This is a genomic window from Rhizobium grahamii CCGE 502, assembly GCF_000298315.2.
GTDB classification, from domain to species: Bacteria; Pseudomonadota; Alphaproteobacteria; order Rhizobiales; family Rhizobiaceae; genus Rhizobium; species Rhizobium grahamii.
Map to the genome: position 1 here is coordinate 325968 of NZ_AEYE02000011.1, position 13609 is coordinate 339576.

Here is a 13609-nt window from a genome sequence, read left to right on the forward strand (position 1 = left end):
GGGCGCCGTCAGACGCGTATCAACTAGGCCGCCTTCGCCTTTTTGGCTTCGGCCTTGCGACGGATATCCGGCGGTGTCGCTTCGAGCCCCAGGCTTGCGATCGCTTCGTCAAGCGACATCGAGGTTTGCTCCTGGCTGCCGAGGCGACGAATGTTGACCGTGCGCTCTTCGGCTTCCTTCTTGCCGCAGACGATGATGACGGGAACTTTCGTAACAGAATGCTCGCGGATCTTGTAGTTGATCTTCTCGTTACGGAAGTCGGTCTCAACGGTCAGTCCGGCTTCGCGCAGGGCTTCCGCAACTTCGGCGCCATAGCCGTCGGCCTCCGAGGTGATCGTCGCGACGACAACCTGCTGCGGCGATACCCATAGCGGCAGATGTCCCGCGAAATTCTCGATCAGGATGCCGAGAAAGCGTTCCATCGAGCCGCAGATGGCGCGGTGGATCATCACCGGCTGCGTCTTTTCGGAGTTGCTGTCGATGTAGAAGGCGCCGAAGCGTTCGGGCAGGTTGAAGTCGACCTGCGTCGTGCCGCACTGCCATTCACGACCGATCGCGTCCTTCAGCGTATATTCGAACTTCGGACCGTAGAACGCGCCCTCACCCGGCAGGATGCCGGTCTTGATGTTGTTCGACTGCTGCTGGATCGTTTCCAGCACCTCGGTCATCACGCTTTCGGCGCGGTCCCAAAGGTCGTCTGAGCCGACGCGCTTTTCCGGGCGCGTTGAAAGCTTGATGGTGATCTCGTCGAAGCCGAAGTCCTTGTAGACCGAGAGGATCAGGTCGTTGATCTTCAGGCATTCGGCGGCCATCTGCTCGTCGGTGCAGAAGATGTGTGCATCGTCCTGCGTGAAGCCGCGCACGCGCATCAACCCGTGCAGCGCGCCGGACGGCTCGTAGCGATGCACGGTGCCGAATTCCGCAAGGCGGATCGGCAGTTCGCGGTAAGATTTCAGGCCATGCTTGAAGATCTGCACGTGGCCGGGGCAGTTCATCGGCTTCAGCGCGAAGACACGGTCATCATCAGTGTCGTCGCCGGCAACCGTGACCTTGAACATGTTGTCGCGGTACCAACCCCAGTGGCCGGAGGTTTCCCACAGCGACTTGTCGAGCACCTGCGGCGCGTTGACCTCCTGGTAGTCTTCGGCGAGGCGGCGGCGCATATAGGCAACCAGCGTCTGGAACATGCGCCAGCCCTTGCCGTGCCAGAAGACGACGCCGGGACCTTCTTCCTGGAAATGGAAGAGATCCATTTCGCGGCCGAGGCGGCGGTGATCGCGCATCTCGGCTTCGGCGAGCACGTGCAGGTAATTGTCGAGGTCGGCCTGCTCGGCGAATGCCGTGCCGTAGATGCGGGTCAACATCGGATTGTTGCTGTCGCCACGCCAATAGGCGCCGGCGACCTTCATCAGCTTGAACGCCGTGCCGATCTGACCGGTGGACGCCATATGCGGTCCGCGGCAAAGGTCAAACCAGTCGCCCTGATAATAGATTTTCAGATCCTGGCCTGCCGGAATCGCGTCTACGAGTTCGACCTTGTAGCTTTCACCCTTCGCGGCGAAAACTTCCTTGGCCTTCTCGCGCGACCAGACTTGCTTGGTGAACGGTGCGTTGCGCGCGATGATTTCCTTCATCTTCTTTTCGATCTTGGGCAGATCGTCCGGCGTGAAGGGCTCGTTCTTCGCGAAGTCGTAGTAGAAACCGTTCTCGATGACAGGACCGATCGTGACCTGCGTGCCGGGCCAGAGTTCCTGCACGGCTTCCGCCATCACGTGAGCTGCGTCATGCCGGATTAATTCTAGCGCGCGGCCATCGGTGCGGGTAATGATTTCAATTGCGCCTGCCGTCACCGGGTCGGAAAGGTCACGGACCTGACCGTCGATGGCGATCGCGACTGCCTTCTTGGCAAGCGACTTGGAAATGGATTCTGCGACATCCTTGCCGGTTGCGCCAGCATCGTAGCTGCGCACGGAACCGTCGGGAAATGTCAGGGAAACGGATTGGGACATTTAGAATTCTCCTTGTCCAGTCCCGCCAACGAATGCGGGTGGTTGCAATGAAGCGCTTCGTCCGCACGAATACGCCGCCGCCTGATACCGAGATTTGCCGCTTGAGTAAAGAAAAAGCCGGCTTAGCCGATCATTTCAGCGAGGCCACGAACCGTATTCCAGTTTCGCAGCGTGCCGACGCCCATGCGCTTGGTTGTCAGCGCCGAAAGCAACTTCCATTGGCTCGGCCTGTCGGCAAAATCGATCCAAAGGTCGCCGTCGTTGAGCGCCATGCGCTGTTTCGGATCGGCATAAGGGCGAAGCGCTTCGATGGCAGCCGCTGGCAGTGGCTTGCGCATCACGCGCACGATGACCTGACTTCCCTCGCCGTCCGGGAACGGATTGGACTTGGCGAGCTTCAGCCAGTCGGTGCCTTTGCGCACGATGATGTCGACCGGCTTGCCGAACCGTGCTTTGAAGGCTGCTTCAAGCTTCGCCTCCATATCGGCGAGCGCCGTCACGTCCGCCTCGAACACGATGTTGCCTGTCGAAACCAGCGTTCTCGGATTTCGGTATCCGATGTCCGTTGCCATGTCGCGAAGGTCGGACATCGCGACGCGTCGTCCAGGCGCAAGCACGATGCTGTGCAATAGCGCCACGTAAATCATGCCTTCCGGAACTCCGTGCCGTCCTTGCGAAGATCGTCAAGAATATCCGTGAGGGTGACATCGTGGCCATGACGAAAGGCCCGAAATACGCATTGCCTCATCCCTCGGCCGCCTTGCGGCCAAGCGCGAGATAGCGCCAGGGCGTCCACCAATGGAAGCGCTCGCCGAGCTGCTCGGGAACCGGGTCGAGCCCGCTCGTGCCACCCGGCCCGCAACGGGCGACACGAAACAGCGTCATCCAGCCGCCACTCCACAGTCCGTGGCGCGCTACCGCCTCATAGCCGTATTCAGAGCAGGTCGGGATATGGCGGCATGAATTGCCGATGAAACCGGACAGCGTCAGTTGATAAGCGCGAATGAAACCCATCCCGAGCACCCTGCCTGGGGTCTTGCGAAACGGGCCGGCGTAATTGCGGGAAAAGGAGCGCGAGGATCTACGGGGACCAGCAGCGCCCCCCTCGTCTTCATCATCGCGATTGATCGAGCAGAATTCACACATCGACGGGGTTGCTCACGCTTCTATGGTTTCAGCGCGCTTGGCCTCAATCTGGCCGATCGCATCAACGACGGCGTCGAAGGTCAGCATCGTCGAGGCATGTCGCGCCTTGTAATCCTTCACCGGGCGGAGATAGCGCATGTCCTCGAACCGGCCTTCCGGCCCCTCGCCGTCAGCCTTCAGCATCGCCAGCATGTCCTCGCGCGCCTTGCGTAATTCCGTCGTATTGGCGCCGATGACATGGCGGGCCATGATCGAGGAGGACGCTTGGCCGAGTGCGCAGGCTTTGACGTCGTGGGCAAATCCGCTGACGGTATCGCCATCCATTTTCAGCCAAATCTTGACCTTGGAACCGCAAAGCTTGGAGTGCGCCTGGGCGCTGGCGTCCGCATCCTGTAGATTGCCGATCAGCGGAATATTGCCCGCAAATTCGAGAATTTTGCTGTTGTAAATGTCGTCCATCGTGGATTCCGCTCCAGAATTCATGCGGATCGGCGCTTCAAAGCTCATTGTAGCACAAAAGAAAAACACAGCGTGTCGTGCCGGGAGACTTACATAGAGATGCCGTTTTCCTATATGTATGTCGTTCGAAGGCCAGAAAAATGCAATGGCCTCGGCTAAGTTTGATTGGGAAACCGTGCCGGAAGGGCCGCAAACCAAGCCCTGAAAGCCCCGGAGCCTGCCAAAGGTGCATGAATTCCCTTGAGTGGAATTGCCAGTGGCTAGTCCGAAAGACGATCCGTAAAGCGGATCAGGAGACTGTTACATATGGACGCCATCATCAAGAATTTTCCGCAGACCCCCGCCGATCTCGATGCCGATCGGCCCAGCCAGAAAGAGGCTGAGGACGCCGTTCGCACGCTCCTGCGTTGGGCAGGTGACGATCCGTCGCGTGAAGGCTTGCTCGATACACCGTCGCGTGTGGCCAAAGCCTATCGTGAGCTGTTTGCCGGCTATGATATGGACCCCGAAGATGTGCTTGGCCGCACGTTCGAAGAAGTTGCCGGCTACGACGACATGGTCCTAGTGAAGGACATTCCGTTCTTCTCGCACTGCGAACACCATATGGTGCCCATCATTGGCAAGGCGCATGTCGCCTACATGCCGGACGGCAAGGTGCTCGGCCTTTCGAAGATCGCCCGTGTCGTTGAGATCTACGGCCGTCGCCTGCAAACGCAGGAAACCATGACCGCCCAAATCGCAAGAGCGATCGATGAAACGCTCGCTCCACGCGGTGTTGCCGTGATGATCGAAGCCGAACATATGTGCATGGCCATGCGCGGTGTGCAAAAGCAGGGCTCCACCACATTGACGACAACATTTACCGGAACGTTTAAAACTGAGCCGGCTGATCAAGCCCGATTCATGTCTATGGTCCGGAGCCGCTGAATACGGCTTCATCTAAGAAAGCCGCGATGATGCCCTTTGCGTTCAATGCACCGTCCGACGATAAATCAGAACTCGAGGACGCCGGCGACTTCACGCCGCGGTTCGACGATCGCGGTCTGATCACCGCGATTGTTACCGACGTCACCGATGGCGAGTTGCTGATGGTGGCACACATGAACGCGCAGGCCCTCGCCCTGACGATCCAGACCGGAAAAGCGCACTACTTCAGCCGCTCGCGTGGCAAGCTCTGGATCAAGGGCGAGACATCTGGAAACACCCAGATGGTCAGGGAAATCCGCACGGATTGCGATCAGGATGCCATCTGGTTGAAGGTCGAGGTCGCCGGCCATGATGCGACCTGTCATACCGGCCGCCGCTCCTGCTTCTATAGGACCGTCAACCTGGAGGACGGCAAGCCGATGCTCGAGATTGTCGATGACGAACTGCAGTTTGATCCAAAGGAAGTTTACGGCAAAGAGCCCTAAAAGCTGGCAGCTGCCTCTTATTGCGCCAAAAGCTACGCCTATATACGAATTGGAAAGGGAGACGGGACACTAATATAGTTCAACCAGAGTGTTCTGCCGAGAGGGAGGCGAGCGATGCTGAATTGGGGTCTGTACCGCCAAAGCTCCGAGGCAGGCACCTCCAACGCCAGCACCCCGACAACGCCAGACATGAACGTTCCTCCTGCTCCCGCGCCCGCCCCAAAGAGAACAAAGCTTGCCCTCGCGCTGGGCGGAGGTGCCGCACGCGGCTGGGCCCACATCGGCGTCCTCCGGGCGCTGGATGAGGAAGGTATCGAAGTCGGCATGGTTGCCGGAACTTCGATCGGCGCGTTGGTTGGTGGCTGCTATCTCGCCGGCAAGCTCGATGAACTCGAAGGTTTCGCCCGTTCGTTGACTATGCGGCGCATTGCCAGCCTACTGGACCTGACGATCGGTGGCAGTGGCTTGTTCGGCGGTATGCGCCTGACCAAGCGGATGCAGGAACATCTGGAAGGACTGAATGTCGAAGATCTGGACCGGCCGTTTGTCGCCGTTTCCGCGGAAGTCAACACCGGTCACGAAGTTTGGATCGCCAACGGCTCGTTAATCACGGCGCTTCGCGCCTCCTATGCCCTACCCGGCATTTTCGAACCCGTTCGCAGCAACCAACGCACGCTCGTCGACGGTGCGTTGGTCAATCCGGTTCCCGTTTCCGTATGCCGCGCTTACGAGCAGCCGCTCGTGGTGGCCGTCAACCTAAACTATGATCTTTATGGTCGATCGGCGGTCGTCAGGCACAATGCCACCCTCTCACCATCCGAAGTCCAGCGGCGCGAAGAAGCGCCTTATGCCAAGCTCGGTATGACCGGTGTAATGGTGCAAGCCTTCAACATCATCCAGGACAGGATTGCGCGGGCGCGCTTGGCGGGCGATCCGCCGGATATATCGCTTCAGCCGCGGCTCGGCGATATCGGTCTCTCGGAATTCCATCGCGCTGGAGAAGCCATCGAGCGCGGCTATGAGGAAGCCAAACTGAGACTTCCCGAATTGAAACGGATGCAGGAACTATTCGCCGGCTCCCTCTAGGGGCCGGCGACGCGTTCAACCGGCAATGTAGGCCTTGATCTGCTCGGATTCCAGTTCGACCTCCGCGATCCGCGTCTTCACGACGTCACCGATCGAGATAATACCGACGAGCTTGCCGTTGGTTTCAACGGGAACGTGACGGAAGCGGCGGCTTGTCATTAGCCCCATCAGGTCGTTCACGGTCGAATCTTCATGGCACCGATAAACCTTTGCGGTCATCAAAGATGCAACCGACTGATCGAGGCAGGCTGCTCCCGCCTTAGCGATCGCGTGAACCACGTCGCGCTCGGTAAAAATCCCGGAAATCTTGTTTTCCATCCCGACGATGACGATAGCGCCAATCTTCTTCTTGCTGAGAATCACAGCCGCTTCGGAAACCGTTGTATGCGGACCGGCGGTCACGACATCCCTGCCCTTTGCGTCGAGTATGGCTTTGACTGTATTGGACATTTTGAACCTCCTATGTCGAAAGTGAAGCACTTCTACTGATCACAGGCATCCGCAGCGGTTTACTCCTCCCATCGCGGATCAGTTCGAATGGTGCACTCCAACTCTCAAGATTGCAATATATCCGATGTCTCTGAAATTGTCGGTTCCTCGGGCGGTTCGCGGTCAAAAAGACCGAAGAGAGCGAAGCCGAAAATGAACCCTCCAATGTGAGCGTCCCAGGCGATTGCCTGCGATCCGTCACCAATCAGCGGGACGCCGACCGCAATCAGCAGGTTGCCGACGAACCAAAAGAGAATGAATGCAACGACCGTGCGGCTGCGAAACGCGTCGCGTATCGAAAGACGTGTATTGAGATGCGCTGGCAAGGCGGTCCGCCGTTCGGGTGGGAAAGCGAAGCGGCAGGCAGCACCCATTAGGCCAGACACGACCCCGGACGCGCCGATCAGCAGCGTAGCCGCGCCCCAATTTAGGACGGCATGGAGAGCGGCTGACGCGATCGCCGATAGCACCCAGAAAACAATGAAACGAGACGTACCAATTCGCCGCGCTACCGGTGTGCCGAAGGCCATGAGCCATAGCCCGTTGAAAACAATATGCTCGATGCTGCCGTGAAGGATCGAATAGGTGATCGGCGTCCAGAAAAGCTGAGGTCCCTGCTCCGACAACGGCGTGATGTAGCGCAACGGAATGAACCCGAAGTTGAAGAACAGCCAGTCGAGGCCACCGCCGGACAGAAGAAGTGATTGAACAGCGTAAATCAGCCCCAGCAACACAAGGGCTGCGAGCACCGGGCCGGGAAGATTGAAGATCGGTGATCGCGGTGGTGTTGCCGGGGGCTCCATCGCCGCTTGCGGCCCGACCGAGTGCTCGTTCATCTTCGTCCTCGCTTGAATTGCGGCACAGCCTTACAGGACGGCAAGTCAAAAAAAAAGCCGCCCGGCAAAGACCGGACGGCCCTCGAACGTTCCGAGAATGCCTCGGCGCGCCCGACAGTCTGTGCTGAACTTCCCGAAGCAGGAAGCGATGGGCAAACACTGCCATGCGACAGCTCCCTGCTCAATCGAAACCCTTCTTTAACCTTAACCGCTGCGAGTTGGCATGAAATACGCACCGCGTCCCGGTACAAGGCCATGACGGCCGTGTTCTGATTTGAAATGAAACAGCCGGTGCCACAATGCGTATCAAAACAACGATCGACCTATTCGAATATTGGAATCGCATCCGCGCTCGTGACTTGGCGCCGCTGCGGTCGCAGGTTGAACCGACGGATTTGCGACAGATTCTTTCAAGTGTGTTTCTGCTCGAAGCCAGCGAAACGGGACGGATCGCATTCCGTCTTGCCGGAACGCGCATCTGCGACCTCTTTGGACGTGATCTCGGAGGGGCCGCGTTTTCAGACCTCTGGACGCATGGGAGTGAGGATATCGAGCATATAGCTGCTGGCGTCATGGCGCACGCAATCCCCACGCTGATCAACGCCACAGGTTTCACCACGGCCGGCCATAGTGCCTGCTTTGAAATAATCCTGCTGCCGCTACGCTCCGAGGGCGCCGAATGCGACAAGCTGTTGGGCGCGATCGCTCCCGCGGTCGCAGTAACGTGGCTGGAAGTCGTGCCGCTGCAGTTCCTTGCTCTTGATCGCAGCCGATTGCTGCACGAGCGGCTCGGCAACGGGGACGAGCGTGATGGAACGGAGTTTGACGATGAGCGTCCGCAGTTCCCGCGTCCGCCATCGATCGCCGATACGATGCGCCGCGTCATGTCGGGCCTATTTGCGGAGCCCGACGCACCCGCCGTCTCGATTCGACACAAGCGCTTGGGTGCATAGGGGACGAACCTGAACAACCTTCTGTTAAGGGATTGCGGGTAAAGATCTGCTGGTAGTATTTCATGAAGAAGCCCTTTGATGCACGCGTTCCAGCAAGTTCAAACTCAACGGACTGCGCCTCGCCTCGAACAAGGTGCCTTTCAACGCGTGCCCATCAACATGCAGGGCCGGCTGATGCTGGCGAACTACGAGGAGTATGAGTGCCTCGTAGTCGACATGTCGCCTGGCGATATGTACGTGACTTGCCTGGGACGTCCCCGCGCCAACGAGCGTGTCGTCGCCTATATCGATCATCTCGGCCGCGTGGAAGGCTACGTGCAGACGGTTGATGGTCGCGGTTTCTCGATGTCGATCCATGCAACCGAACGCAAGCGCGAGAAACTTGCGGCGCAACTCACCTGGCTGGCCAACAAGCACGAACTCGGCCTTCCCGAGGACCGTCGTCACGACCGCCTGACGCCGCGCGAGACCAAAACCGAGATCACCTTGGAAGACGGTGCGCGTTACGAATGCCGCATTATGGACTTATCGCTCTCCGGCGCCGCAGTCGATCTCGACGTCCGTCCGCCGATCGGCACCCCGCTCCGCCTCGGCAATATGCGTGGCCGCGTTGTCCGCCATTTCGTGGAAGGGGTCGCGATCGAGTTTCTGTCGCTTCAGTCGCGGGAAACGCTTCGCGAATTTCTCTGATCGCCGGCGCGTCGTGCATGAGGCTACCGAATTGGGTGGCGCATGACGATTCTCCATCCTGAAATAGAGCCCTGCGGGCACGGCTTTCTCGATATGGGCGACGGGCAGCGGCTTTCTTGGGAGGCTTGCGGCAATCCGGATGGAGCTCCGCTCTCTGACTGCGCGGGGGCCCTGGCTCCGGTTGCTCGACATCCGCTCGCCGCTATTTTGATCCCTCGGTCTACCGGATCATCCTCTTCGATCAGCGCAATTGCGGCCGAAGCCTGCCGAATGCCGCCGATATGGCAGATACGTTAGAGGCACGTGGCACTTGGTTGATGACATCGAGAGGTTGAGGCGTCACCTGCAGGTGACGAATTGGCTGACACTAGGGATGTCCTGGGGTTCGACGCTGGTGCTTGCATACGAGGAGACGTATGCGACGAGCGTTCGTGCCGTCGTGCTTGCGGGGTGTCACGACACGGGCTGCCCGTCAAACTCAGGGAGGTCGGGATCCTGGACGGCTATCACCCGTCTGCTCAACTCCCCCGACCTCGACACTCGCCTCGAAGCCGCCCGCAACTGGCATGATTGGGAAGCGGCTTCCATCCTCCTTGCCAATGCGGCGAGCTGCCGCATCGCTGGCAAGATCCGAACTATCTCCTGGCGCGGGCGCGGACCATCACGCATTATTTCCGCAATCTCGCCTGGCTGGACGACGGCGTCCTGTTGCGTCATGCGGGAAGGTTGGCTCGCATCCCGGCGGTGCTCGTCCATGGCTCGACCTGGAAGCGCCGCTCGTGACAGCATGGAAACTGTCGAGGGCTTGGCCGGAGAGTCGCCTCGTTATCGAGGAAAATGCCGCCCATTCGGTGTCGCAAGACAGTTTGGCGCGTGCGATCATCAACGCGACCGACGTTTTTCGCGAAATTACTCAAAAATAATTCTGCCTCCTAACTCGTAACTGGCGGGCCAATTTCCCGATTTCCAGGCCGTTTTGGTGGTCTCAGCCGAGACGCGTCCCGGTGCGGCCGCCAATGCGGATGGTAAACAAAGGGTTCCCAAAATTCGGGATTGGGCTGCCGCGTTAACAACTTGTCCCAATATGCGCCCTTAGGCCGCCCGACATCTTTTCGAGAAACCGACAATTTGAATCAAAATTGGCGCGAATGTGCTTCAAATTTTCGCGGCATTTGATCTTGTTTTTAGTCGATTTCTCTGCGTGTTTGAATCAACTAAGCCTTTAATTTAACTGCGTAATTTTGCGCAGGGTAAAAACGTCTGTGTCAAGTTCTCCTCACAACGGGGAGACGATAAATGACGGTAACAACTTTCATCAAAGGTGGTCTGGTCGCTGCTGCGATGCTGATCGCGACGGTGGGTTCGGGACAAGCGAGCCCCCTAAACATGACGGTTCTCGGCAACGCGAGCCCGCCGATCGGCGCCTATCAATTCTGCAAGGAACTGCCCGCCGATTGTGCCAACGCCGCTGGCGATCAAGGTGAACTCCTTCTGACGGAAGAGCGATGGAAGGCAATCCTCAAGGTAAACTACCAGGTCAATTCGTCGATCTCGCCGTTGACCGACAAGGAAATCTACGGGGTCGAGGAGCGCTGGGCCTATCCTCGTTCGGTTGGCGATTGTGAGGACTATGCGCTGCTGAAGCGCAAGATGCTGATCGATGCCGGCTTCTCGCCGTCCGATTTGCTGATGACCGTCGTCCTGCAGCCAAATGGCGAAGGCCATGCAGTGCTGACCGTCCGCACGGATCGCGGCGATTTCATCCTCGATAACATGCGCAACAAGGTCATGCTTTGGGCAGACACCGAATACACCTACCTCAAGCGCCAGTCCGCCGACGATCCGACACGTTGGGTGAAGCTGCAGGACGGCCGCGCCGTGGCAGTCGGCAGCGTCAAGTAAACGCCACATCGCCGGATTGCCGGCGACACCCATGCAGCCCGGTCGTCCCCCGCATCCCCGTCCCTGACCGGCGCTGTAGAGCCGCTCCCGCTGTCCCGGGAGCGGTTTTTTTGTTGCAACGGGCCGTTTAACTGTTCGTTAACCGCGGCTGCCGGATCATAGAGCAAATCATCATAGACACCGACGGCTCCTGTTTTTATCGCGGCGGTCTGACATCCGAAAGCCGCCATGAGCCACCCAGCGCATCGTGCCCACGAGGTCGAGGAATCGCCTCTCCTGTCGACCAGATTCATCGTCCGCGTTACGGTCGCTATTGCCTGCCTTGCAGCATTGACGCTCGTCATCAGTTTCGGGGGGCGCTGGTTCGGCGCTCGCATATCACTCGCCGGCAACACGGACTCAACGGCTCCGGTAACTTTGACGATCGGCCGCGATACGCTCCGCCTGCCGGAAAACACATTGCGCTTTCCCAGCCAGCGACACGACGGCCTTTCCGAGCGCGCGGACCTCTACCTCACCTGGCCTGAAATGCAGGGCTACAGCAAGGAGCATCGAGAGCGCTTCGATGATATTGCCCAGTCGTCGGGCCTCATCTTCCTCCAGATCGCGCAAAGCACGATGTCCAGGGACATGTCGGGGCGCCTGGAACCGATCTACTCGCACCTGATCGAGGGCGATAGCGTGCCCTTCGCCAATGGAATGACGCTACATCACTTGCGAGCGGACGCTGGTTACGCGGACGAGGTTCTGTTGACGGCGCCACGTGCTGATGCCCCCGCCTACGTCGTGCGCTGCGCCTTGCCGTTGACGTTGCAGACGGCCAGCAGCGGCGATTGCCAGCGCGACATCAGGGTCGGTCGCGATTTAACTGTGCTTTATCGGTTCTCGAGCGCGCATCTGCCTGATTGGGACCATATTGATGCCGCTATTCGCCACTTTGTGGAGGCTCGACTTGTGAACGCTTCTGCGACAGGTCGCTAGAATGATCCGATGCGGCGAAACAAACGATTAATCATAAACGGATTGGTAACCCAGGACGGATAATTTGCCGAAAGAAGGATCGTGCCAGGAGGGTGGGCGATCTCTCTGATTTCCGAAATGCAAGCGAAGAGTAGAATAGTGGTGCCAAGGTCAGTCTCCTCCGTATCCCCATCGCGATCCCGCAACTTCCTGATAAGAGCGATCACAGCGCTGTCTCTCGCTGCCGCTGTCGTTATGGCCGACTCGATCGATGCCGATGCGGAGGCTGCCAACTCCAAATATGCGGGTATCGTCGTTGATGCGAAGACCGGCAACGTTCTCTACAGCGAGAATGCGGATCGGCTGCAGTATCCGGCATCACTCACCAAGATGATGACCCTCTATCTGACCTTCGAGGCGTTGGAGCAGGGCCGCGTTCGCCTGGACACTTCTGTTCCCTTCTCCGCACATGCTTCCGCCCAAGCGCCGACGAAACTTGGTGTGCGCCCCGGTGGCACGATTACCGTCGAGCAGGCGATTCTCGGCCTTGTCACGCTTTCGGCCAACGATGCCTCCACGGCTCTCGGCGAGTTACTAGCCGGTTCGGAAGATCGCTTCGCGCAGGTAATGACCGCCAAGGCGCATGCGCTCGGTATGACGCGCACAACCTACCGCAATGCCAATGGTCTCCCGAATACCGCACAGATGACGACGGCGCGTGACCAGGCTCGACTCGGTATCGCCCTTCGCCAGCATTTTCCGCAGTATTACGGCTATTTCTCCACGCAGAGCTTTAAGTTCGGCAGCCGCGTTATCCGTAGCCATAACCGCCTTGTTGGCTCCGTCCGCGGCGTCGATGGCATCAAGACTGGCTATACCCGCGCGGCCGGCTTCAATCTGGTGAGTTCCGTTCAAGTCGATGGCAAATCGATCGTTGGCGTTGTTCTCGGCGGTGCTTCGACGCCTGCCCGTGACAACCAGATGCGTAAGTTGATCGCAGCCTATCTGCCGAAGGCCTCCAGCCGTGGCGGTTCCTCGGATCTGATCGCCCGGAGCGCGCCGCAACCGGCAGCGCCTGTGGCCGAAACGCGCGTCGCCTCGGCTGCGCCGGAGGTCACCCTGCCGCGCACGGCGCCGACCCCGGATACCCGCTATCAGCCAGCATCTGCGCAAGTCGCTTATGCAGACGTCGCCAAGTCCAAGTCTGACAACCCGCTGCTCCAGCAGGAAATGCCGGCGCCCACGAAGGTCAAGACGCAGGCGATCAAGCAGGCCTCTGTGGCCACGCCGACGCCTGCGCCCGCCTACGTGCCGCCTGAGCAGGGTGACACCTCTGTCGACGAGCTGACGACCGCTTCGACCAAGGAGCCGCAGCTTGCCGGCTGGGCCGTCCAGATCGGTGTTTCTGCCAGCAAGGAAGGCGCAATGGATCTGCTCGACAGCGCCAAGGACAAGGCGGGCAAGGCTCTACGCTCTGCCAAGCCTATCGCAGTCGCAAATGCAGGAAGTTATCGTGCCCGTTTCGGCGGCTTCGATGATCAGCGCTCTGCAGTAAACGCCTGCAACGCGCTGAAACGTGCTGGTGTGAAGTGCTGGGCCACGGCCCAATGATCAAAGGACTGCCGCCTGATATTACAGGCGGCAGCCCAAAGCGTCGTGATCGGTGT

At 59.1% G+C, this 13609-nt stretch carries 14 protein-coding genes and 1 pseudogene; 9 read left to right on the forward strand and 6 right to left on the reverse strand.

What is annotated here, in order from left to right; all coding sequences use genetic code 11:
* Positions 1-23 precede the first annotated feature (23 nt).
* The 4 genes from thrS to RGCCGE502_RS09920 form a co-directional block, all read right to left on the reverse strand.
* Positions 24-2009, reverse strand: coding sequence for a threonine--tRNA ligase (gene thrS / locus RGCCGE502_RS09905; RefSeq protein ID WP_016554022.1), 1986 nt, complete (start codon positions 2007-2009; stop codon positions 24-26).
* Positions 2010-2131: 122 nt separating this feature from the next.
* Positions 2132-2656 (reverse strand): DUF1697 domain-containing protein, encoded by a 525-nt coding sequence (locus RGCCGE502_RS09910; RefSeq protein WP_016554023.1) that lies wholly within the window; start codon positions 2654-2656, stop codon positions 2132-2134.
* Between the two features lie 97 nt (positions 2657-2753).
* Positions 2754-3155: a membrane protein insertion efficiency factor YidD gene (gene yidD, locus RGCCGE502_RS09915; protein WP_016554024.1), complete on the reverse strand. Its 402-nt coding sequence runs from the start codon at positions 3153-3155 to the stop codon at positions 2754-2756.
* A gap of 12 nt (positions 3156-3167) precedes the next feature.
* Entirely contained in the window at positions 3168-3614 is a 447-nt protein-coding gene (locus RGCCGE502_RS09920) for an iron-sulfur cluster assembly scaffold protein (RefSeq protein WP_016554025.1), read from the reverse strand.
* 306 nt (positions 3615-3920) lie between these two features.
* Between RGCCGE502_RS09920 and folE the strand changes: the two genes are divergently transcribed.
* The 3 genes from folE (at position 3921) to RGCCGE502_RS09935 (ending at position 6112) form a co-directional block, all read left to right on the forward strand.
* Complete coding sequence (gene folE, locus RGCCGE502_RS09925) at positions 3921-4541, forward strand: GTP cyclohydrolase I FolE (RefSeq protein WP_016554026.1); 621 nt, start codon at positions 3921-3923, stop codon at positions 4539-4541.
* Positions 4542-4567: 26 nt separating this feature from the next.
* The gene (gene hisI, locus RGCCGE502_RS09930; RefSeq protein ID WP_019279838.1) at positions 4568-5026 is read left to right on the forward strand and encodes a phosphoribosyl-AMP cyclohydrolase; all 459 of its coding nucleotides are present in this window, start codon (positions 4568-4570) and stop codon (positions 5024-5026) included.
* Between the two features lie 114 nt (positions 5027-5140).
* Positions 5141-6112: a patatin-like phospholipase family protein gene (locus tag RGCCGE502_RS09935; RefSeq protein WP_016554028.1), complete on the forward strand. Its 972-nt coding sequence runs from the start codon at positions 5141-5143 to the stop codon at positions 6110-6112.
* A 15-nt stretch (positions 6113-6127) separates the two neighbouring features.
* Here RGCCGE502_RS09935 and RGCCGE502_RS09940 read toward each other — a convergent pair whose 3' ends face one another.
* Both RGCCGE502_RS09940 and RGCCGE502_RS09945 read right to left on the reverse strand, forming a co-directional pair.
* Entirely contained in the window at positions 6128-6562 is a 435-nt protein-coding gene (locus RGCCGE502_RS09940; protein WP_016554029.1) for a CBS domain-containing protein, read from the reverse strand.
* Positions 6563-6666: 104 nt separating this feature from the next.
* Positions 6667-7437, reverse strand: coding sequence for a rhomboid family intramembrane serine protease (locus RGCCGE502_RS09945; protein WP_016554030.1), 771 nt, complete (start codon positions 7435-7437; stop codon positions 6667-6669).
* A 299-nt stretch (positions 7438-7736) separates the two neighbouring features.
* Between RGCCGE502_RS09945 and RGCCGE502_RS09950 the strand changes: the two genes are divergently transcribed.
* From RGCCGE502_RS09950 to RGCCGE502_RS09980, 6 genes and pseudogenes are all read left to right on the forward strand, one after another.
* Complete coding sequence (locus RGCCGE502_RS09950; protein WP_016554031.1) at positions 7737-8390, forward strand: PAS domain-containing protein; 654 nt, start codon at positions 7737-7739, stop codon at positions 8388-8390.
* Positions 8391-8468: 78 nt separating this feature from the next.
* Entirely contained in the window at positions 8469-9080 is a 612-nt protein-coding gene (locus tag RGCCGE502_RS09955) for a PilZ domain-containing protein (RefSeq protein ID WP_016554032.1), read from the forward strand.
* A gap of 42 nt (positions 9081-9122) precedes the next feature.
* Positions 9123-10003: pseudogene (locus RGCCGE502_RS35255) on the forward strand (alpha/beta fold hydrolase).
* Between the two features lie 373 nt (positions 10004-10376).
* Entirely contained in the window at positions 10377-10982 is a 606-nt protein-coding gene (locus RGCCGE502_RS09965) for a transglutaminase-like cysteine peptidase (protein WP_016554034.1), read from the forward strand.
* A 228-nt stretch (positions 10983-11210) separates the two neighbouring features.
* The gene (locus RGCCGE502_RS09970) at positions 11211-11963 is read left to right on the forward strand and encodes a hypothetical protein (protein WP_016554035.1); all 753 of its coding nucleotides are present in this window, start codon (positions 11211-11213) and stop codon (positions 11961-11963) included.
* A 117-nt stretch (positions 11964-12080) separates the two neighbouring features.
* Complete coding sequence (locus RGCCGE502_RS09980) at positions 12081-13553, forward strand: D-alanyl-D-alanine carboxypeptidase (RefSeq protein WP_176705684.1); 1473 nt, start codon at positions 12081-12083, stop codon at positions 13551-13553.
* Positions 13554-13609: the final 56 nt, after the last annotated feature.